17 protein-coding genes and 1 pseudogene are annotated in these 22,100 nt (G+C 57.0%); 12 read left to right on the top strand and 6 right to left on the bottom strand.

What is annotated here, in order from left to right; translation table 11 throughout:
* The first annotated feature begins 5 nt into the window (after nt 1–5).
* From ftsE to ABC336_RS11755, 5 genes are all read left to right on the top strand, one after another.
* Nucleotides 6–692, top strand: a complete 687-nt coding sequence (ftsE, locus tag ABC336_RS11775) for a cell division ATP-binding protein FtsE (protein ID WP_413238827.1) — start codon at nt 6–8, stop codon at nt 690–692.
* Nucleotides 682–1,596, top strand: coding sequence for a permease-like cell division protein FtsX (ftsX, locus tag ABC336_RS11770; RefSeq protein WP_413238826.1), 915 nt, complete (start codon nt 682–684; stop codon nt 1,594–1,596). Before ftsE ends, ftsX begins: the two co-directional genes overlap by 11 nt.
* A 12-nt stretch (nt 1,597–1,608) precedes the next feature.
* Nucleotides 1,609–2,913 (top strand): murein hydrolase activator EnvC family protein, encoded by a 1,305-nt coding sequence (locus ABC336_RS11765; RefSeq protein ID WP_413238825.1) that lies wholly within the window; start codon nt 1,609–1,611, stop codon nt 2,911–2,913.
* A gap of 421 nt (nt 2,914–3,334) precedes the next feature.
* A complete protein-coding gene (locus ABC336_RS11760; RefSeq protein WP_413238824.1) occupies nt 3,335–4,795 on the top strand; it encodes a S41 family peptidase in 1,461 nt (486 codons plus the stop codon).
* Between the two features lie 192 nt (nt 4,796–4,987).
* Nucleotides 4,988–6,295, top strand: a complete 1,308-nt coding sequence (locus tag ABC336_RS11755; RefSeq protein ID WP_413238823.1) for a PDZ domain-containing protein — start codon at nt 4,988–4,990, stop codon at nt 6,293–6,295.
* Nucleotides 6,296–6,425: 130 nt separating this feature from the next.
* Here the strand turns inward: ABC336_RS11755 and ABC336_RS11750 are convergent, their stop codons facing one another.
* The 3 genes from ABC336_RS11750 to ABC336_RS11740 form a co-directional block, all read right to left on the bottom strand.
* A complete protein-coding gene (locus tag ABC336_RS11750; RefSeq protein ID WP_413238822.1) occupies nt 6,426–7,184 on the bottom strand; it encodes a tryptophan-rich sensory protein in 759 nt (252 codons plus the stop codon).
* Nucleotides 7,185–7,261: 77 nt separating this feature from the next.
* The gene (locus ABC336_RS11745) at nt 7,262–8,140 is read right to left on the bottom strand and encodes an aldose epimerase family protein (protein WP_413238821.1); all 879 of its coding nucleotides are present in this window, start codon (nt 8,138–8,140) and stop codon (nt 7,262–7,264) included.
* An 81-nt stretch (nt 8,141–8,221) separates the two neighbouring features.
* Entirely contained in the window at nt 8,222–9,223 is a 1,002-nt protein-coding gene (locus ABC336_RS11740; RefSeq protein ID WP_413238820.1) for a hypothetical protein, read from the bottom strand.
* A gap of 69 nt (nt 9,224–9,292) precedes the next feature.
* On the opposite strand from ABC336_RS11740, the gene ABC336_RS11735 reads away from it, so the two are divergent.
* Both ABC336_RS11735 and ABC336_RS11730 read left to right on the top strand, forming a co-directional pair.
* Complete coding sequence (locus ABC336_RS11735; RefSeq protein WP_413238819.1) at nt 9,293–12,409, top strand: response regulator; 3,117 nt, start codon at nt 9,293–9,295, stop codon at nt 12,407–12,409.
* A gap of 120 nt (nt 12,410–12,529) precedes the next feature.
* Nucleotides 12,530–13,240: a response regulator transcription factor gene (locus tag ABC336_RS11730; protein ID WP_413238818.1), complete on the top strand. Its 711-nt coding sequence runs from the start codon at nt 12,530–12,532 to the stop codon at nt 13,238–13,240.
* A 120-nt stretch (nt 13,241–13,360) separates the two neighbouring features.
* On the opposite strand, the gene ABC336_RS11725 is transcribed toward ABC336_RS11730, so the two are convergent.
* Nucleotides 13,361–13,579 (bottom strand): hypothetical protein, encoded by a 219-nt coding sequence (locus ABC336_RS11725; RefSeq protein ID WP_413238817.1) that lies wholly within the window; start codon nt 13,577–13,579, stop codon nt 13,361–13,363.
* 348 nt (nt 13,580–13,927) lie between these two features.
* Nucleotides 13,928–14,824 (bottom strand): manganese catalase family protein, encoded by an 897-nt coding sequence (locus ABC336_RS11720; RefSeq protein WP_413238816.1) that lies wholly within the window; start codon nt 14,822–14,824, stop codon nt 13,928–13,930.
* A 200-nt stretch (nt 14,825–15,024) separates the two neighbouring features.
* Between ABC336_RS11720 and ABC336_RS11715 the strand changes: the two genes are divergently transcribed.
* From ABC336_RS11715 to pssA, 4 genes and pseudogenes are all read left to right on the top strand, one after another.
* Entirely contained in the window at nt 15,025–16,620 is a 1,596-nt protein-coding gene (locus ABC336_RS11715) for a sensor histidine kinase (RefSeq protein WP_413238815.1), read from the top strand.
* A gap of 94 nt (nt 16,621–16,714) precedes the next feature.
* Nucleotides 16,715–18,082, top strand: a complete 1,368-nt coding sequence (gene radA / locus ABC336_RS11710) for a DNA repair protein RadA (protein ID WP_413238814.1) — start codon at nt 16,715–16,717, stop codon at nt 18,080–18,082.
* Nucleotides 18,083–18,092: 10 nt separating this feature from the next.
* Nucleotides 18,093–19,167 (top strand): annotated as a pseudogene (gene disA / locus ABC336_RS11705) (DNA integrity scanning diadenylate cyclase DisA).
* Between the two features lie 94 nt (nt 19,168–19,261).
* Nucleotides 19,262–20,011: a CDP-diacylglycerol--serine O-phosphatidyltransferase gene (pssA, locus tag ABC336_RS11700; protein ID WP_413238813.1), complete on the top strand. Its 750-nt coding sequence runs from the start codon at nt 19,262–19,264 to the stop codon at nt 20,009–20,011.
* A 366-nt stretch (nt 20,012–20,377) separates the two neighbouring features.
* Here pssA and ABC336_RS11695 read toward each other — a convergent pair whose 3' ends face one another.
* Nucleotides 20,378–20,773 (bottom strand): nucleoside triphosphate pyrophosphohydrolase family protein, encoded by a 396-nt coding sequence (locus ABC336_RS11695; RefSeq protein WP_413238812.1) that lies wholly within the window; start codon nt 20,771–20,773, stop codon nt 20,378–20,380.
* Between the two features lie 188 nt (nt 20,774–20,961).
* Here ABC336_RS11695 and ABC336_RS11690 point away from each other — a divergent pair, with 188 nt between their 5' ends.
* Complete coding sequence (locus tag ABC336_RS11690; protein WP_413238811.1) at nt 20,962–22,059, top strand: PIN/TRAM domain-containing protein; 1,098 nt, start codon at nt 20,962–20,964, stop codon at nt 22,057–22,059.
* Nucleotides 22,060–22,100 lie beyond the last annotated feature (41 nt).

Here is a 22,100-nt window from a genome sequence, read left to right as displayed (position 1 = left end):
ATAATGTGATAGAAATGCAAGACATCTGGAAAACGTACGCCAATGGCTCCCATGCGTTGCGCGGCGTTTCCGTCCTTATAGATCGCAATGAGTTCGTCTATCTGGTCGGACCTTCCGGTGCGGGCAAATCGACGTTCATGAAATTGATATACCGGGAGGAAGTGCCTACCAAAGGGCAGATCTCGGTTAATGGCTTCAACATCGGCAAGTTGAAGCCCCGCAAGATTCCGTATGTTCGCCGCAATATCGGCGTCATCTTCCAGGACTATCGTCTGCTGCCAAAGCTGACTGCTTTTGAAAACGTCGCCTTTGCGATGGAGGTTATCGAGGCGCCGCGACGCCTCATCCGTAAACGAACGATGGAAGTGCTGGAGCTGGTAGGGCTGCGTGAGAAGCATGCGAGTTATCCGGCTCAGCTCTCCGGTGGAGAGCAGCAACGGGTTGCGATCGCGCGGGCGATCGTCAACAACCCGGCTGTCATCGTCGCGGATGAGCCGACAGGCAATCTTGATCCGGATACCTCCTGGGGCATCATGCATCTGCTGGAAGAGATCAACTTCCGGGGTACGACGATCGTGATGGCGACTCACAACCGGGAGATCGTCAACCGCCAGCGCAAACGCGTCATCGCGATCGAAGAGGGCTTGATCGCCCGCGACGAGGCAAGAGGGGAGTATGGGTATGAAATTTAGCACCATGCTCCGTCATCTCCGGGAAGGCGGCAAAAGCCTGTTCCGCAACGGCTGGATGACCTTCGCGTCGATCAGCTCGATCTGCATCTCCTTGTTCATCCTGGGCGTCTTCCTGTTGCTTGCGCTCAATGTCAACAATCTGACCGAGCAGATCGAGAGCCAGGTTCAGGTCCGGGTATTCCTGCAGCTGAACACCGAGCAGGAGAAGATCGATGAGCTGCACCGGACGATCGGCAATATGCCGGAGGTCAGCAGCGTTGACTTCGTCTCCAAGATGGAGGGATTGGAGCTTTTGCGTACGAGCCTGGGGGATGATGGCCGTGAACTGCTGGACGGCTATGACGAGACCAATAATCCGTTGCCGGATTCCTTCACCGTCGAAGTCGTCAACCCGCAAGAAATCAGCTTCGTGGCGAAGAAGATCGAAGCGGTCAACACGGAGGGCGATGCGTCGATCACCAGTGTCAAATACGGTCAGGGTACCGTGGAAACGTTGTTCAAGGTAACAACGGCCGTGCGCAATATCGGCCTGGTTATTGTCGCAGGACTGGCTTTGACAGCCATGTTCCTCATTTCCAATACGATTAAAGTGACGATCCTCTCGCGCAGCCGCGAGATTAAGATTATGAAGCTGGTCGGTGCCACCAATCCCTTTATTAGCTGGCCTTTCTTCATCGAAGGGGCGCTGATCGGCTTTATCGGCTCGGTCCTCACTTCAACTATCGTAATGGCCGGATATTCACAGCTGGTTTCTTTTTCCCAGTTTGAGCTCGGACTGATGATGATCCGGCTGGTGACTGTACAGGAATCGGCGCTGCTCGTGAGCGGACTGCTTGTCGGCATCGGGACGCTGATCGGCATATGGGGAAGTACGATATCGGTTCGAAAGTATTTGAAAGTGTAGGTGAAGACATTCGTGAAGAAAGCACTTGCCGCATTGGTGTTCCTGCTGGTCGCGGCCTTTGTCATACAGCCGGTGGGCGGACAGGCCGCTTCGCAGGTTGATCGGATCAATCAGGAGCTGAACAAGGTTCGCTCACAGATCAAGGAAGCTTCGGAGAACAAGGAGCAAGCGGAGCAGGCGCATAGTTCTGTGACCATGCAAAAGGAGGAGGCGACCAAATCGATCAATCAGATCCTTGATGAGATCGACAATGTCTCCCTCAATCTGCAGGTTACCCAGACTCAGCTTGCCAAGACCGAAGGCGAACTGCTGGATGCGGGACGCAGCCTGGAAGAGACGGAAGCCCGAATCGTCGAGCGGGACAAGCTGCTCGATTCCAGAGTGCGGCTGATGTATACCAATGGCTTTGTATCGTATATGGACGTGCTGCTGAGTGCGACCAGCTTCAGCGATTTCCTCGACCGCGTGGACGCGCTGTCGTCGATCATGAGTCAGGACAAAGATATCCTGGAGGAGCACCGGCAGGATAAGGAGCTTATCCTGGTCAAAAAAGCGGAGATCGAAACCAAACTGGATGAAGTAAAGGATCTGTATGTCCGTCTGGAGTCCTATCATAACCAATTGCTAGTCAAAGAGAAGGAAAAAGAGGTCATGATCCTGCAATACAACGAGCAGCTGGAAGAGCTTGAAGGCATATCGGATGAGCAGGAAGCGCTGCTGATGAATCTGGCCAAACAAGTATCCGAGCTGGAGAAGGAGCGTACGGCGGAGCTCGAGCGCCAGCGCAAAGAGCAGGAGCGCCTGCGCGAGCTGGAGCGTCAGCGCGAACAGGAGCGCCAGCGGAAGCTCCAGCAACAACAGCAGCAACAACAGATGCAGGCTCAGACGCGGTCCGAGTCCAACTATCAGGACACGGGCGGCAAGCTGCTGCGGCCGATCTCCTCGTCATATCGGATGAACTCGCAGTTCGGGCCGCGCATCGATCCGATCACGGGTCAACGCGGACGGATGCACAACGGCGTTGACTTCGCAGCACCGGCGGGCACGCCGATCTATGCGGCTGAATCCGGCATCGTCACCGTCGCCCAATCGACCAGCGGCTACGGCAATACGGTCATCATCGATCACGGCGGCGGCATGTGGACCTTGTATGCCCACATCCGCAACGGCGGCATCAAAGTCAAGGCCGGCCAGCAGGTGAAGCGGGGCGAGAAGATCGCCGAGGTCGGCAGTACCGGCCGCTCCACGGGCAACCATCTGCACTTCGAGGTGCGGATCAATGAAAAGCCGGTGAACCCCGTTAATTATCTACGTTAACGATTAACAAAAATCGCTTTTCAGCACCGAGAAGGTTAAATGAGGTTGGAACTGAGGAGCGTCCACGTTTTCGTAGAAAACGACTTCGGAAGCATGGCTACGTGAGCACACTAAGCTGAGGCTTTCGAAGCTAGTTTCCTTCGGAAACTTTTATTCAACTGAATTTAAGATTCGATGTCGAATCCACTTCTCTGAATTGCTTCGTGATCAAAAGCGTCAGGTTGCGTTAGTCCGCTTGAAGCGGTATACTACCCCTTACAGCCGCCCTTCACAGGGCGGCAACCGCTGTTTGGGGCTGTCAGCACCTCGTGTCACCTCAGGCCCGGTTGGTTTAATATTAGCTGTAGGCTTGTCATACACTATATAAGTTGACTTCAGCAGGATGCAGTAGTGCTGCGGTCGTACAAAGGTGGTGAAGGGTATGCAATACAAGGGTAAGACGGTACTCGTCTATGTCATCCTGACCATGCTGGCGACCATGCTGGTGACGCTGGCCGTGGTAGACCGTTCCTTGCTCAGGGAACTGAGCAGCCGGGCAGGACTGGTGACAGCCCAGGGCGTGGTAACGGAAAGGCTGACCTCGGAGGAGCTGGCCAAGCTCAATACGGTATTGTCGCTCATCGAGACGAAGTATTACCAGCCGGTGGACAGAGAACTGGTCGTCAGCGGGGCGCTGAACGGGATGATGGCAGTACTGGAAGATCCTTATTCGGTCTATATGGAGCATGATGCGGCCGAGCATTTCTCCGAGTCCATCGAAGGCTCCTTTAGCGGGATCGGGGCCGAAGTGTCGATGGAGAACGGACAGGTCATCGTCGTCTCGGCCATCAAGGATTCGCCGGCTGAGCGGGCGGGTCTGCTGCCCAAGGATATCATCCTGTCGGTCAATGGCGAGAAGCTCGATGGCTTGCAGTTAAACGAGGCGGTAGCCAAGGTGCGCGGCCCCAAAGGCTCGAAGGCGGAGCTGGAGATTCAACGCGGGCAGCGGACGCAGCCGATCCAGGTTACTGTCGTACGTGACGAGATCGATGTGGAGACCGTGTTCGCGGAGATGCTGCCCGGAGATATCGGCAAGATCGAGATCCGTCAGTTTGCCATGAATACTGGCGAGCGGTTCGGGGAAGAGCTGGCCACCCTCGAGGGGCAGGGGATGAAAGGACTGATCATCGACGTGCGCAACAATCCAGGCGGCGTCCTGCCTGTCGTCGTATCGGTCACCGAGCCGTTCATCCGCTCAGGCGAGCCGATCGTCCAGATCGAGGACCGTAACGGGGAGCGGGAGCAGACCGTATCCAAAGGGTCTGGCAAGCCGTATCCGCTCGTCGTGCTGACCAATAAAGGCAGTGCGAGCGCCTCGGAAGTGCTGGCCGGCGCACTGAGAGAGCGGGCGGACGCTACAGTGGTCGGTGAGACGACCTTCGGCAAAGGCACGGTACAGGTAAGCTACAATAAAGTCATGAGTGACGGGTCGCTGGTGAAGATGACGATCGCCAAGTGGTTGACGCCGGACGGCAACTGGGTCAATGAGACCGGAATCGAGCCAGATATCGAAGTGCTGCCGCCGGATTTCTACAATGCGCCAAGATTATCCAAGGAACAGACCTTGAAGCGCGACATGCTGGGCGAGGAGGTCCGCAGCGCGCAGCTGATGCTGAGCGGGCTTGGCTACAATACCGGCCGCAAGGATGGATATTACAGCGAGCAGACAGCCCAGGCTGTCGCCGCATTCCAGCAGAGCGTGTCGTTGCCGGCAAGCGGCGATCTGGATGAGCAGACGGCGGAGCGGCTGGAGGAAGCGCTGATCAGCTGGATTCGCGATGACAGCAACGACAACCAGCTTGACGCAGCCGTAGAAGCGCTGCAGAAGAAGCTGGCGGAGTGACGCAGTGGGCTTGCTGTGCAGCATAGCATGACCCCCGGCGGTAGCCGGTACGTCCAGGCTACTTGAGCCGCCCGGAAGGAATCCGGCGCCGGAGCGTCGAATGTGTAGAAGGCTGGCTCATCGCCGATGCGGCGGGGGTCAGCCTTCTATTGTTGAGACCCGTGTTGGAGCGTGAGAGGAAGTGACCGTAGATTGGAAGAACTGTACGTAGTGCTGCAACAGCTCGGAGCTGCGGCTCTGCAGCTCATTGTCCAGCCGTTTTATTATATCGCCATATTACTGATCATCCTGATCTACCGCAATCAGATGCAGCTGGAGCAGCGGCTGTTCCATGCGCGGCTGCATCCGTGGCCGGTCGAGACCATGCGCTCGCTGCTCTGGGGACTGGCGGCGGGGCTGGGCGTCTCGCTGGCTGCCGCCTTTATCGGCATCCAGTTGACATCGGACACCGTCTTGTGGGTGTGGGGCACGGCCGGTGTCCTCCTGCTGCTGCGGGTCAGATGGCTCTGCATGGCATACAGCATCGGCGTATTGGGCTTGCTGCAGGGAGCGGCGGGTTGGATCGACCCGGACTCGCTCACCCCGGCGGCCGTCCGCATCGCAGAATCCCTGGCCGCTCTCGACATCCCCGGCCTGCTCCTGCTGGCGGCGCTGCTGCATCTGGCCGAGGCAGTGCTGCTCGGCCGTCAGGGACCGGCGCTCGCCAGTCCGCTCGTGCTGGCGGGCAAGCGCGGCCGGCTCGTCGGCGCCTACCGCCAGCAGGGCTACTGGCCCGTGCCGCTGCTGCTCGTGACGCCGGCGGCGGGCGGATTGGCCGCTGCGGCAGACAGCCCTTTGCCCTGGACGCCGCTCCTGGGCGGCAGTCTGTGGGCGGAGGGCTGGACGATGATCGGCCTGCCGGTGATCATCGGCTTCACGGCGCTGACGCGCTCGCTGCTGCCCCGGCAGAGCGCCCGCGACAGCGCCCGCCAGCTGGTGGCGTACAGTCTGCTGCTGGGCGGCGTGGCGGCTGGCGCCGCCTGGTGGCCGCCGCTCACTGTACCTGCCGCGCTGTGCGCGCTGCTGCTGCATGAAGCGATCGCTCTGCTGGGCGCTTGGCGCGAGTCCGCCCGCAGCCCATTCTATGTGCACGACGGCCCGGGTCTGCGCGTGCTGGCCGTCGTGCCCGGGAGTCCTGCAGCGGAGCTGGGCATCGTCACCGGCGAGGTGCTAGTCAAGGTCAACGGCACACGCGTCCGTACGCAAGCGGAGCTCCATGAGGCGCTAAGTCGGAGCAGCGCGGCCTTCTGCAAGCTGGAGGTGCTCAACCTGGAAGGAGAGAGCAAGTTCCTGCAGCGGGCCCGCTATGCCGGCGAGCATCACCAGCTCGGGATTATCCTGGCGCCCGACGAGCATGCCGACCAGTATGCGCCGGCCCGCCAGCCCTCGCTCTGGCGTCTGCTTGGCGGAGGCAAGTCGCGCCGGAAGCCGCGCGAGCTCCCGGATGACCTCTCGTTCTGAGTAAATGAAGCTTTGTCGATTTCATGCTGCGAACGCTGAGAGATAGAGAACAAAAAAACCTTCATTGCCGTGGCTCACGGAAATGAAGGTTTTTTTCAACATACAAGCCGTTTCACCTTGGCCCTTTCCCTTACTGGACGCGCCGCCGCAGCAGCAGCAGCCCGACGATCAGGACGGCGACTACACCAGCGGCGGTGTAGGCCGTGAGCGTCACGGTCTCGTTGCTGCCCTGCTGCTTGACGCCGATGCCGATCAGCGCCCAGACGAAGACAAGCATATAGGCCGCATCGGTATAGCGGTAGCCGATGATGCCTGCCAGCGCCACGGCAATGACGATAAGGATGACCGTCCAGGTCGTGTCGCCCAGTCCGAAGCCGTCCCATCCGGCGTCATAGAGCAGGACGGTAATATTGACGATCGTAGCGACGCTGATCCAGCCCATGTAGATGCTGAAGGGCAGGTACACCAGCAGCCGCTCGGCCATCGTCTTGCGCTCGCTGGCGCCGCGGATGCGCCGGTACAGCACAATGAGCGACAGCAGCAGGGCGAGCATAACGGCGACCGAAACAGGCAGCAGTTCATAATGCCATACGACAATCCAGGTGCAGTTAAACACACAGGTGAGCAGGAACCAGATGCCGATACGCTGGACGCTGTCACGGCTCATCGTGTGCGGCAGCGCCTGATAGATGACGAAGCCGATCAGCAGGGCGTAGATCAGGCTCCAGATTGAGAAGACGTAGCCGGCGGGCGTGATAAGGACAGGATATTGATCGGACAGCTCACCGGTCGTTTTGCCGGCGATCGGCAGTGTATTGGCCAGGGTGTTGACGACCAGAACGGCAATGAGGCCCAGCATATTCAACCAACGGTAAGGATGAGATCGCATGTGATTCCTCCTTTTGACCAGCGGGTCAGTTTCGATATGCTATTATATTCACCCATTGTCCGTTCATTCAAACGGCTTTAACGGTTTTCGCAGGCGAAGGTGAGCTGGGCCTCCAGCATCTCGCCCGGGCCGACCATGGGCAGCTCTTCGCGGACCACGAGCTCCTCATTTTTGGCCATCCAGGGCTCGACGCAGACGAACGGCTTGCCTTGTACGCTCCACAGCACGATGTATTTGAAAACCTCGCTATAGGATAATCGGACCGTGCATGTCTCGTTCAACGGAAAGGCGATCTGCCGCTGCTCCGCATCCAGCAGCGCTACCGACTCGACCAGCTCGCCGAGATCGATCGCTCCAACGACAGGCTTGATCCGGCCGTCGTTGTAGTCCAGATACTGTGTGGCGTCGGTGTCGTAGACCAAGGCCTTGCTGCTTGTGGCAAAATAGGGGTGGAAGCCGGCGACCATCGGCATGGGCGCCTCCGAATGGTTGATGTATTGCTGCTCCAGGCGCAGCCGGCCGCCCTGCAGCCGGTAAGTGAACAGCAGCTCAAAGGCGAACGGATAGGATTGCAGCGTCTGCTCGTTGCTGGTCAGCCGCAGCGTCAGCGACGCCTCGTCATCTTGAGAAGTAGATACAACCTCCCACGGCAGGACGCGAGCGACCCCATGGTTGGCCATCGGATAAGTCACGCCTTGCCACTCATATTGCTTGTCCGGCAACTGACCGCAGATCGGGAAGAGGATAGGGTTGCCGCCCCGGATATTGGCGTCCGGGTCGCGGAAGGTTGCTTCATCCAGATAGAGCAGCGACTGGCCATGCAGGACCAGCCCGGTCATGATGCCCCCGCGCTGCGGACAGATCCGGGCGGCAGAAGAGGTAGAGCGTTCCTGCAGCTCATAGACGGGAAAGCCGTCCTGCACGAGTTGGACGCTATAGTCGGATAGGGATGTCATGGAATGGTGCCTCCTTGGATACGTAATCTGTTAGCATCATACCACAACCTCTCTGCATGAAGGTACGCCGCCGAATATTTATCATGCAAAGCGATAGTAGATCAGCAGGAAGGTGGCTAGCGCAAATAGAAAATTAAGGGAGACAAACACCATCTGGTCTGTGCGGGACTGGTGCAGGGAAACAGGCGGTTTGTAGAAGCCGGTCCCTTCGATGATGAACATCAGCAGGACGACATGAATCATGAAGTGGCCGATCAGCTCTGTTATGCCGAACAACATCGTGGTCGATATAAAGATCAAGGTCAACACAAAGGCCAGAAGCCGGTTTAAGAGACCGACGACGAGGAGATAGCCGACGACAAATTCGATGAAACCCGTCATCACGATAAAGGCGCCTGGCGCAAAGCCGAACGTAGGCACATTGTGGTTAGCGATGATGTCTTCGGCCATTATGGGATAGACCCACTTCTCGACAGCGACCCAGCACAGCGACAAGCCCGTTCCGAGATACAGCAGCGGGAAGCCAAGACGCGACTCGCGGGTGCGTTCGAGGACGAGTACGCCGATCACGGCGAAATAGAAGCCGTAATCCAGCATGTGGAACAATCCGGCCTTATAGGTCAGATTAATGAGCAGTCCCAGCAGAACCAGGGCGCCGGCCTTGGAGGCGAATTTGAACGGGATGAGCAGGAGCACGATCGCCGTCCACATCAGTACCAGCTCAAACGTATGCTCAATTGCAAACTCGGGGGCAAACATGGAACCGGAGGCCGCTTGAACAATCAAGGCGGCAGCGGTGCCGTACTTCAGCAGCATGGGCAGATAGCCGCGCAGCTGATCCAGTCCCGCGTCGATCCGCTGCGACACTCCCCATGTCGAGACCCGGCCCAGCAGCTGGGTTATCAGGGCCAGTACGACTGCTGTGACGACTGCCAGGATCATGAAGAACGGCGACATGATGGTGGTGATGTCTTCTTTGACCGGCTGGACCTCGGTGAACCACTTGACATGGCCATGCGCCGCTGCCGGCACCAAGAGGAGCCCCGTGAACAGGAAGATTAGCGAGCAAGACAGTCGTTTCATGTTTTATCCATCCCCTTTATCGTCTTATTTTACATGCGTCTGGAAGATTACAAGCCGGGAGGACTTACTGTGAATATCTCATCGCTTCGCACCCGGATGATTCTGCTCATCCTGATCGTCACCCTGATCCCGCTGACCATTGTCGGCATTGCCAACTATCTGTCTGCCCGCGAAGTTGCCGAGGCCCCTGTTCACCATCTATTGTGGCGAACCGTGTTTTTCATTATGCTGGCCGAGCTTGCGATCTTTGGCTTGATCCTGATGCTGTTCAATCGGCTCATAGCGAGGATCAGCAGCATCCTGCAAGTGACAGAGCAAGTGGCAGAGGGGCAGTTCGATGTCTCTCCTCTTCCTGTAGGAAGGGGAGATGAGATCGACCAGCTGGCCGGGTCGGTAAACGGGATGATCGAGCATTTGCGGGAGATGTTCGAAAAGCTGGAAACTATTATTAACCAAAATGGCTTTGCCTTTATCGTCATGGATCAAAATTACAAAGTGACGTACTTCAGTAAAGCGGCGGAGCGGATGCTCGGCTACACCGCGGAGGAAGTGCTCTACCGGGCAACGCCGCTTACCTTCATCGCGCCAGACGAAGTCCAGGCTGTCGCCGCAGAGCTGTCCGTCAAGCTGGGCCGTGAGATCAAGCCGGATCTGACGGTATTCCGGGAGCTGCGCCAGCAGAATCTCAGCTACACTCGGGAGTGGACGTTCGTCCACAAAGACGGGACGCGGATTCCGATCGAGCACTTCTCCAACGGCTTGCGCGACCGCAACGGCGGCTTTGCGGGTTCGATCGGAATCGCCCGCGACATCACCGAGCTGAAGCATGCGGAGAAGGCGCGCAATCGGCTGCTCGAGGTGATGGAGGCGGCGAAGGATCTGGTGGCGACCATTGACGCTCAGGGTCGGTTGATCTATATGAATCCGGCTGGACTGTCCCTGCTGGAGCTGACAGAGGAGGAGGCGACGCTCGGCGAGGTGGCCGATCACCCGCTGCTCTTCTCACCGCTCCATGAGGGGCTGGAGCAAGCGCGTGCCCAAGGGTACTGGGAGACTGAGTCCTCCTATGTCCGCAGCGACGGACATGTGGTCTACGCCTCGCAGATCGTCGTCGTGCATCACCGGGAAGAGGCTGGGGAGATGTTCTATTCGATCATCGCGCGCGACATTACCGGTCAGAAGCTGGCGCAGGCGGAGAGCGAGCAATCCAAGCGCGAGGCGGAGGAGGCCAGCAAGGCCAAAAGCCGGTTCTTGGCCAGGATGAGCCATGAGATCCGCACACCGCTCAATGGGGTGATCGGATTGACGCAGCTGATGAAGAAGACGGAGCTGAGCGGTCTCCAGCGGCAGTACCTGGACAACATCTCGCTCTCCTCGCAGACGCTGCTCGGGCTGATCAATGACGTGCTCGATGTGTCCCGGATCGAAGCGGGCAAGCTGGTACTTGAAGAGGCGCCTTTCGACCCCGGGATGATGCTGATGCGGCTGTGCGATGCCATGAGTCTCTATCTCGGCCACAAGCAGGAATTGGAGTTCCTGGTCGAGTCGCCGGCGGAGCTCCCAGCTTCGCTCATCGGCGACTGCCAGCGCATCGAGCAGATCCTGCTCAATCTGTGCAGCAATGCCGTCAAGTTTACGCCAAACGGACGGGTCGAGCTGGGGATGACGATATCGGAGGTGCGCGAAGGCATGCGGGAGGTGACCTTCATCGTAGAGGATACCGGCATCGGTATTGCGCCTGAGCAGTTGGACCGTCTGTTCGAGCACTTCACGCAAGCGGACGGGACGGCCAGCCGCAAGTACGGGGGCAGCGGGCTTGGTCTGGTCATCGTCAAAAGCCTTGTGGAGCAGATGGGCGGTACGCTGCAGGTATGGAGCGAGCCGGGTGTCGGCAGCCGCTTCAGCTTCGCCTTGAGGCTGCGTCAGAGCGCTGACGGCGGTATGGGACGCACGATGCTCCCGCAAGCGGAGCATCGGCGCGCCAGAGTGGTCTGGGTCGTCGAGGACGACGAGCGGATGCGCACCCACTGGTGCGAGATGCTTGAGGAGATGGGCGTGCGGCCGATGCCGTTTGCCAGTTGGTCCAAGGCTTTGTCTGCCCTGCAGGCGGGCGGGCGGCCGGCACTGCTGCTGCTCGATATGGAGATGCACGATATGTACGGCGAAGAGACCTGGCTCGCTATGCACGATGCGGCGGCATCGGCCGGCGCACGTACTATGATGGTGACAACGGTATACGGCCGCGAAGAGGTGCAGCACTTGCCAGAGCATTCCCGGCCCGACGCACTGCTCGTCAAGCCCGTCAGCCGTCTCGGGCTGTATCAAGGGTTGCAGGCGCTGCTGGAGCGTCCGGGTGAGCCTGTTGCGGCGAGCACCTCCAGAGCTGTTGATCGTCATAGCGGGAAGGTTCCCCAGAAAGCTCGGGTTCTGCTCGCCGAAGACAACCGGATCAACCAGCTGGTAGCGGTCGACATGCTGCGCTCCAGGGGCTTCGAAGTGGGAGTGGCCGAGAATGGCATGCAGGCGCTGGAGCTGGTGCGTGCAGAGTCATGGGATCTGGTGCTGCTCGATATCCATATGCCGGAGATGGACGGGACCGAGGTCGCCCGGCGAATCCGGCTCGACAGCGCCAGCAGCGCTCTGCCGATCATCGCGTTGACAGCCAATGTGCTCAGCCGTGACCATCAGCATTATCTGGCACTAGGGATGAATGCGGTGATTACGAAACCGATCGATGAAGAACAGCTCTTCGCCGTTATTGACCGCTGGCTGCCGCAACTGGTGGTGAGTGTGCAGGCGGAGCCGCAGCAAGGCGCGGCAACTGGGCGGAGCGCGGCGGCAGTGGCGGATGGTGAAGCGTTTTGCTATGAAGAAGCGCTGGCCCGGCTGAACGGCAAGGAGACGATCCTGCAGCATATGCTGCAGCTGTTCGATCGCGAATATGCGGATTACGGTGTGCGTCTGGGGGTCGCCCTGCAGGCTGGAGACGATCAGTTGGCTTATCGTCTGGTGCATACGCTCAAGGGCGTGGCAGGCAGTCTCTCCGCCCGGCGGCTGATGGCGCTTTGCGCCGGGCTGGAAGAGAAGCTCCGGCTGGCGCGTCCTGACCGCGCAGAATTGACCAGCGGGTTAAGGCTTCTGGAGGATGAGATTGCGCAGGTGCGCATGCAAATGAAAAAATCCTAACAATTTTCTAACAATTGTATTGTTGACTCCATATCTCTATAGTATCATTGAGTCTAAAGCCACATCGGGCAACATGTATTAGCCGTGGTATTTGAGTTCATTGATAGAGGTGGACGAGCTATGTATCGAGTGCTAGTCATTGAAGATGACTTGATTATGGGCGATATGTTGTCCATGTATTTGACCGAGGAAGGCTATTCGGTCAAGCTGGGACCAACGGCAGCCGGCGGCATGCGTCTGCTGGACGAATTTGAACCGCATATCATATTGCTGGATCTGATGCTTCCTGACCGTGACGGAATGGAATTGTGCGAAGAGATCCGCGAGAGCTCCCAGGTTCCGATCATGATCATCTCTATGAAGACCGAGGTCTCCGAACGGGTACATGCACTCAAAGCGGGAGCAGACGATTATCTGTGCAAGCCTTTCAGCATGCATGAGCTGACGGCGCGTGTGTACGCGCTGATCCGCCGCGCGCAGACGATGAGTACGCCGGCCGAGCCGAGGCAGCAGGAGCAGACGCAGCAGATTCAAGCCGATCCGATCCAGCTTGATATCGACCGGCGATCCCTGAAGGTAAGGGGGGTCCCGGTAGAGACGACATTCTCCGAGTTTGAGATTATGAAGATGTTCCTAGCACACCCGGGCAAGGTGTTCAGCAGGGAGGATCTGATCAATGCTATACGCGGTTTCGACTCGTTCGTCACAGATCGGGCGATCGACGTCCATGTGGTCAATCTCCGCAAGAAGATTGAACAGAATCCGCGGGAGCCCCGGTATATCCGCACCGTATGGGGTGTCGGCTACAAATATACCATGCAGTCTGATTGAGTTTTTGGAGAAGCAAAACTCAAAAAGAAGCCGCCCTGGTCCAATGTCTATAAGGTGTTATAGCCTTATTGACCTTGTGCCTTCGTGCCGCGGCTTCTTTGTCGTAGGTGTTCGTGTGAGCTAGGACACTTCCAGATACAGCTTCGTCCCGTCATTGTACTGGAAAATGGCGACGTCGCGGATAACTTCGACCGATTTGATCCGCTTCCAGCGCTTGTGGAATTCAAAATCCAGGGCAAGTTCGGCTAGTTTTGCATGCAACAGTTCATAATATTGATTATGTTCAGCCGGATAGTAGACGGGGACCGATTTGTTCTTGAACGTAACGACTTTCATCATCGCACGCACCTCCGCTCTTTTTTATCATCTTATCTCAGAGATTTTAGATGGTTATAAAGGAGGCGTCAGGCCATTGTTTAATTTGCTAACAAAGTTTTAATACTTTGAAATGAAAGCTGAGCAAGACCTGTACCTGCTTGGGATGCACAGTAAGTTGGCGATTGTTGCGATAGATGAGAAACATCTTGTACAACCATTGTATAACCACAATATTATACGTGAAAACCGGCCAAAAGGTTTCTGTTCATCGAAAATTGGCTAAATCCCGCCGGACAAAGCGGGCTTGTCCGTCAGCCAGGAAAGGGTCCTTCCCGCAGGGAAGGACCCGGGGCAGGCCGCCCAAACCGCTCAAATATTGCCTGAACGTTGCAGCCGCTTGACAATCTCCAGATAATGATCTGCTGTGATGCCGGGGGCAAACTCCTCCGGCAGTTCGCGAAGCTCCGGGATGGGGCCTCCCTCCGGGGTGCCGATGATAACCTCAAGCTTGGCACCGCTCTCAGGATGGGTGCCTTTCCAAATCTTATCGATATCCCGATAATCATCGTAGCTGAAGGTGTAGAGTTTGCGTCCTAGTCCCATAGCTTCGAATTTGCGGGCCCCGTCGAACTGCTGATTGCTCAGATCGGGAATCGGAATCAGCTTGGTCATGTCCACACCGGTAGCAATCTCCAGCGCCTTGGCATAGGCCAGCACGTGTACGCCCCCGCGCACAAGCAGATAACCGATCATCTCTCTGGCAACGGGGTGGTTGGTCATCTCATAAACCCTCATCTTATGGGTGCGGGCTCCGCATTCCAGGAAAAAGTTGTGCAGCAGATCAAGCACCAGATTGCCGCTGTTGAAGACGTAATCTCCGCGCCAGGGCTGACCCATGGAGTCCCCGGCGAGCGATGTCTGGGCGGTAGCGATAAAATGATAGGTATTGCGTTTGTCCAAGCCTTCGTGAAGCGGCGTGGAGTCGGGCTTGCCCGGACTCGTCGAGCCCGTCAGGATGAGATTGATCGCGGCAGATACAAGCTCGACATGCCCCAGTTCCTCCGCTGTAATGCTGGCGACAAGGTCGTAAAAAGGCTTGAGCTTGGTCTTGCCGCGGAAATTGAACGATTGAAACAAGTAATTATTCAACGTCGACATCTCGCCGAATTTGCCGCCCAGCAGCTCCTGGACGGCCGCCGCCGCATTGGCGTCGGCGAATGTGGACGTAGGCAGTTCGATCTGAAGCTTGTTGATACGAGTAAACATGCTAGCTTCACCTCTCTTGGCATTCACTAGTTCCAAGTGTATGCCGCCTGGCTGGTGGTCAGACCAGTAAAGCGCTGCCCGGCGCAGGAAAGTGTCCTGCCGCGCTTCTAACGGTTTTGCTGTGGAACCGGGCGGATGGAATAGTGTACAATTAGAAGAAGGTTCTATGGGATATTTCCAGGCAGGGAGGGAGGAGAGTCTTGCAGTTCTACAAAGCTTTCTTTACGAATATCAGCCTGCTGATTACGATCGGATATATTTTTAATCTGGCGTATAAATATATTTTTGTCCGGACGGACAGCAAGCTCAAGGCGGGTATGGTGCCTGTGCTTTTTATTTGCGCAGGCTGGCTGGCCATGCTGTTCGGGCTGCAATTGACTGATGCGATTCTGTTTGATCTCCGTTTTGTGCCGATTCTGTTCGCGGCGGTTGTCTTCCGCAAGCCGGCCACTCTGGTTCTGATAGGATTAGGAATCGGGGCGGGACGGTTTTTTTATGGCGTGCATGCCGCCGCTTGGGCAGGTTTTGCTAATATGGCCTTGCTCGGCTTGGCTGCTGCTCTGCTGGTGATCTGGTTCAACAAGCGAGACTGGTCGTTTGGCCGCCGGGCACTGATTTCGATTTTTGCGATCAACACGCTGAATATGATCAACATCGCACTGATCGGCGTTATCCCCGCAAGGGAGTATCTGAGGGAGATCGGCGTCATTACGTACCCGCTCGGAATCGCGCTCAGCGGTCTGTTTATCTTCATCATCTACGACTTCCAGAAGGAGCGCAAGCGGATCAAAGAGCTCCGGGAGATGAATGTAGTCCTCCGCAGGCAAACGCGGGAGCTAAGGATTGCCAAGCGCGAGCTGGAGGAGAAGGCCCGCCAGCTGATGCAGGCTTCTCGGTACAAATCGGAATTCCTGGCCAATATGTCGCATGAGCTCAAAACGCCGCTGAACAGTATCATTCTGCTCTCGCAAATGATGAAGGAGCACGAGCCAGAGTCGCAATCGGCGGACGAAGAGCTCAATTATGCCGGCATTATCCATGCTGCAGGTAACGATCTGCTGTACTTGATTAACGATATCCTCGACCTTTCCAAAGTGGAAGCGGGCAAGATGGATATCAACGCCGGATATGTTGCCATGGAGGAGCTGCTGCAGCTCACGCAGCACCAGTTCATGGCGCTTGCCCAGCAAAAAGGACTGCGCTTTGAGGTCATCCTTGGCGAGGGGCTCCCGGAAGGGTTGTATACTGATGCGCTGCGGGTAAATCAGATCCTGCGCAACCTGCTGGTCAACGCGTTCAAGTTCACGGAGGCGGGATCGATCACGCTGAAAGTGACTGCGGAAACCGATACGACGGCGGTGACGGGGATGTCCAAGATGGGACGGCGCCGTTTCTTGTCCTGGAGCAATGCGGCTTGGTATGGCGGCTTCAATTCGGCCGTCAATCGGGCGATCCGGCGCGGCCAGCGGGGGACAAATGACAACGCCGCACGGACAGGCGAGCAGCGGCAATGGATCGTATTTGCCGTCCAGGATACCGGCATCGGCATCGACGAGGAAAAGCAGGAGCAGATCTTCGAAGCCTTCCAGCAGGCAGACGGGGCTACGACGCGCAAGTACGGCGGCACCGGATTGGGGCTTTCCATCAGTCTGCAGCTGGCGCAGCTCCTAGGCGGCACGCTGACGCTGAGGAGCCGCCGCGGCGAAGGCAGTACGTTTGAGCTGCGGCTGCCGTTGCTGGAGATGTCTGATCCCCCGGCGCAGGAGCCGGAAACGGCTTCTGAACGGCAGCCATGACGTGCTGGTGCAGGGTTATTGGATTCGGGGCTTTCTCCATACGGGAGGAAATGGTACACTTTCTATGTAAACCAACACATCAAAGGAGCCTGCAATGGCTAAAATAAAAATCAAGTTTGCTTGTACGGAATGCGGCACCGAGTCGCCGAAGTGGCTCGGCAAATGCCCGGGCTGCGGGGCCTGGAACACGATGGTGGAGGAGAAGGAGACGGCGACCCGCACGCAAGGCGTCGGCTTGTCGAATCTTCATGCGAAAGAAAAAGCGCTTCCGATCATACGTATAGAAGGTGGCGATGAGCCGCGCATCGAGACCACGCTGGGGGAGCTCAATCGGGTGCTGGGTGGAGGCGTGGTGCCTGGCTCGCTCATCCTCGTCGGAGGCGACCCCGGGATTGGCAAGTCAACCCTGCTGCTGCAAACCTCGCATGCCTTGTCCTCCAAAGGGCTCAAGGTGCTCTACGTCTCCGGCGAGGAGTCGGTCAGGCAGACGCGGATGCGGGCAGACCGGCTGGGCGCGCTGACGGAGACGCTCTATGTGCTCTGCGAGACCAACCTGGATCATATCGCAGATGCGATCGAGTCCGTCAAGCCGGATTTTCTGGTCATCGACTCCATCCAGACGGTCTATGAGCCCAATGTCCAGTCCGCGCCGGGCAGCGTCGCCCAAGTGAGGGAGTGCACGGCACATTTTATGAGGATCGCCAAGATCAAAGGCATCGCTACAGTCCTTGTAGGTCATGTGACCAAGGAGGGGGCGATCGCCGGTCCACGACTGCTGGAGCATATGGTGGATTGCGTGCTTTATTTTGAAGGGGAGCGCCACCACACCTACCGGCTGCTGCGGGCGGTCAAGAACCGTTTTGGCTCGACCAATGAAATCGGCATCTTCGAGATGGAGGAGACAGGGCTGCGAGAGGTGACCAACCCCTCGGAGCTATTCCTGTCGGAGCGGCCGATGGGCGTGGCGGGCTCGACGGTCGTCTCCAGCATGGAGGGGACCCGTCCAATGCTGATCGAGCTGCAGGCGCTCGTGACCGCAACCAACTTTCCCTCCCCCCGGCGGACGACGACCGGGCTCGATCATAACCGGATGGCGCTCATCATCGCCGTGCTGGAGAAGCGGATGGGGATGTTCCTGCAGAACCAGGATGCTTATCTCAATGTTGCCGGCGGGGTCAAGCTCGACGAACCGGCAGTCGATCTGGCTGCGGCGATCTCGCTGGCTTCCAGCTTCCGCGACGTGCCGACCCGCCCCTTCGATGTGGTATTCGGAGAGATCGGCCTAACGGGCGAGGTCCGTGCGGTACCGCGGGCGGAGCAGCGGGTGAAGGAAGCCCAAAAGCTTGGCTTCCGGCGAGTAATTATGCCGCACAAAAGTCTCAAAGGGTGGAAGCCGCCCGAAGGAATCGAAATTATCGGCGTGAATACCGTCTCAGAAGCGCTCTCGGCAGCGCTTGGCTAGAGGAGGCCATATGAAAGATACTAACCAACAAGACATAACCAATCAACTGCTGCAGCTGGTCGCCCCCGGCACAGCATTTCGAGAAGGGGTGGAGAATGTACTTCGTGCCAAAACTGGCGCGCTGATCGTCGTCGGTTACAGCCCCGAAGTGATGGAGGTGGTCGATGGCGGCTTCTCCATCAACTGCGATTTCTCGCCCAACTATCTGTATGAACTTGCCAAGATGGATGGAGCGATTATCCTAAGCGAGGATCTGCGGCGCATCCTGTTTGCCAATACCCAGCTGATCCCGGACAGTTCTATCCCCTCCATCGAGACGGGTCCGGCACCGGACTGCGGAGCGGGTCGCCAAGCAGACCGGCAAGCTAGTCGTCTCCATCTCCCAGCGGCGGAATGTCATCACGCTTTACCAGGGCAGCCTGCGCTATTCGCTCAAAGAGATGGGGGTTATCCTCACCAAGGCGAATCAAGCGATCCAGACGCTCGAGAAATATAAAGCGGTGCTCAGTCAAGGGCTGACCAATCTGTCCGCCTCCGAGTTCGAAGAGCTGGTCACGCTGCAAGAAGTGGCAGCTGTCATCCAGCGTTTGGAAATGGTGCTGCGCATCAAAACGGAGATCAAGCGCTACGTCAATGAGCTTGGCACCGAAGGACGGCTGATCAGCATGCAGATGGAAGAACTGGTAGGTGGCGTCGAGGAGGATGCATGGTTCCTACTCAAAGACTACGCAAGAGACAACAGCGATGAGCGGATCCGGGAAATCCGGGCTGGACTGAAGAAGATGACCTCCGAAGAGCTGCTCGATATCCATCATATCGTCAGGCTGCTGGGTTTCCCGTATACCAATACCATTGCGGACGAGGCGATTCTGCCGCGGGGGTACAGGCTTTTGCACAAAATTCCGCGGCTGCCGATTATTATCATCCACAATTTGGTGGAACGCTTCAAATATTTGCCTGATGTCGTAAATGCGAGTATCGAGCAGCTGGATGAAGTGGACGGCATCGGCGAAGTGCGCGCCCGGGCGATCCGGGAAGGGTTGAAACGAATTCAAGAGCAGGTATTGATTGACAGACAGATTTAATTCCCATACAATATTAAAATGCTTTCATAACGCTTACGGACAATGTAGAGGCGATGAAGTATAATTGGGCATAGTAAAGATGAGGTGGATAGAGATGTTCATAAAATCGATACCGAATCTTTTTACCATAGGCAACTTATTCCTTGGCGTAGTAGCGATTATCCTCGTATTCAATGAAAGACCGGAATATGCGGCAATGATGGTGATTATTGCGATGCTGCTCGATGGTGTCGACGGCAAAGTAGCTCGCGCTTTAAATGTGCAGAGCGAATTTGGCAAAGAGCTGGACTCCTTGTCGGATGTCATCTCATTCGGGGTGGCGCCGGCATTTATCATGTACGTCGTCGCTTTCCAGGAGCTGAGCCCCGCAGCAGCCTGGATCATTACCGCGCTGTTCCCGATCTGCGGGGCGCTGCGGCTGGCCCGGTTCAACGTCGTAGCCGGCACGCCAGGTTATTTTATCGGCTTGCCGATTCCGGCGGCTGGCGGCGTGCTGTGTACGCTGGCGCTGTTCTATCAGGATATCCCGGTGGTCGTCCTGCTGCTCAGTACGGTTGTGCTGTCCTATTTGATGGTGAGCAAGGTGAAGTATCCCAACTTCAAAAAAGTCGGCATTCCCAAAGGCTCGATCTGGGTCATTCCGCTCGTCGTGCTGATAGCGGTTGTGCTGGGGATTATTTTCCCCGATCAGCTGTCCAAGATTATCTTCGTGCCGCTGGTGCTTTATGCACTATATGGCCTAAAAAAAAACGTTGACCGCAGGCTATCGGGACGCAAGCGCAAACGACGCGGCCAGGTTGTGGATTGCCCGGAAGACGCTTCAAAATCAGAGAATAGCGCTTAGAGCTTGGAAGGATTCATGAAGTTGCAGCAAGGACACCTATCGTAACTCGGTAGGTGTCTTTTCTATATTATTAGGGAGTTGTTAACAAACTGTGCACACTCTGTGTGTAACTGGACAACTTCTGTGGGCAACCGAGACGTTTTTGGGGATAAAGCTGTGGATAGAATGAATCAAGGTGAAACGGCTGTCGCCGTCTGCTTACGATGCCAGTTTTGCTTCGCAAAACTCTGAGCGCAGCGCGTTTCATTCCGGAGAAATATAAGCCAAGTAAATATGTGATAACACATACTTTCTAATATTTTGAAAAAAGCCGTCTGTCGACGGCTTGCCTTGCGATAATTGGTATCGTGACTTCGTAATCATAGTTCAGGTCAGATTGAACATGCCAAGCGTGGAACATTTCTGCGACTCGGCCTCCACAACTTCCTCCAGCTTGATATCGAGCAGATTGCACAAAGCGGACATATAGAAAAGGTTCTTGCCCAGTTCGGACTGCAATACGTCCTTGCAGTGCTCGCACAGATCGCCGTCCATGTGGCTGTCCAGCTGATCCTTGGCTTCATCCAGTCCAAGATCGGCAGGGAATACTTGCTTGCGGGCATTCAGCTCGACACATCCGCACTCGGTGATGGTTTTGGTCACCGCACGGTTGACGGATGCGGCGGCCTGCCCATATTTGGACATTACGTCAAGCAAACTCCGGTGACGAAGCAGCAATTCGGACACCTGCTGCTGAAATTGCTCCAGTGTAGGGGCGCTCATCAGTTCCACCTCATTCCATGATTTGCTTTCCCCTCCCATTATAGTCGATTTGAAGTCCACTTTACAAAAGTCTTTTTTGCTGACACCGGCCAATACCACTCGCGGAGCTGTCCCGCCAACTTCCGTGAGGCTCCCCGTTTAAGGCGCCGAAAACTGGCACATAATGGATAGTGGAGGTGTGGATAATAATGATGAAACGCATGATTCAACTGTTGGGTCTTATTTTAGGAGGCATGCTCGGAACGGAACTGAATCGGATGATCTCGGGCGCTATGCTGCGTTCCCAGGGACTGATCCCGATGACGGATTATACGGGCATGCATTACATGAGTATGGCGCTCGGAGCGCTGGGCGGCTGGGTGTTGGCTACGCTGATCGCCGGACCGCTGCTGATGCAGCTGCGGCGGGGAGCCGAGCAGGCGGCGCAGCTGCCCACCGGCGATCTGGTGTCAGGCGGCGCCGGTCTGATCTCGGGGCTGGCTGTCGCGGCGCTGATCTTCCCGGCGATGTCGCAGCTGCAAGGCGCCTGGCTGCTCCTGCCGGCTGCGGTGACATTGATCCTCGGCTACATGGGATTGGCTATCGGCTGGCGAAAACGCGAGGCGATCGCAGCAGCATACGAGGCTTTCCTCCTCTCGCGGGAGCCCAAGGAGGCGCCGCCGGAGACGCCGCGCTTTGAAGAGCACAAGATTCTGGATACGAGCGTGATCATCGACGGCAGGATTGCGGATATCTGCAAAACCGGATTCATCGAGGGTACGCTGGTCATCCCGGAGTTCGTCCTGGAGGAGCTGCAGCATATCGCGGACTCATCGGATCTGCTTAAGCGCAACCGGGGACGCCGGGGACTCGACATTCTCAATAAGATCCAAAAAGAGCTCAATGTGCATGTGCTGATCTACGAAGGGGACTTTGAGGAGATCGGCGAGGTGGACAGCAAGCTGGTCAAGCTGGCCAAGGTGCTGGGCGGCAAAGTCGTCACCAATGATTTCAATTTGAATAAGGTGTGCGAGCTGCAGGGTGTATCCGTGCTCAATATTAATGACCTGGCCAATTCGGTCAAGCCGGTCGTCCTGCCGGGCGAGGAGATCGTCGTCCAGGTTATCAAGGACGGCAAGGAGCATGGTCAGGGCGTCGCGTATCTCGACGACGGGACGATGATCGTCGTCGAAGGCGGCCGGGATTATATCGGGATGACGATGGAAGTGCTGGTAACCAGCGTGCTGCAGACGTCGGCAGGACGGATGATCTTCGCCAAGCCCAAGCTGCTGGAGCGGGCTCAATAACGCCGGCTTGCCTGCTTCTGCCTGCCTGTTGAAGGAAAAGG

The organism is Paenibacillus jepli (genome assembly GCF_047238105.1).
GTDB lineage: Bacteria > Bacillota > Bacilli > Paenibacillales > Paenibacillaceae > Paenibacillus_D.
This window is presented reverse-complemented; position numbering and strand designations above follow the sequence as displayed.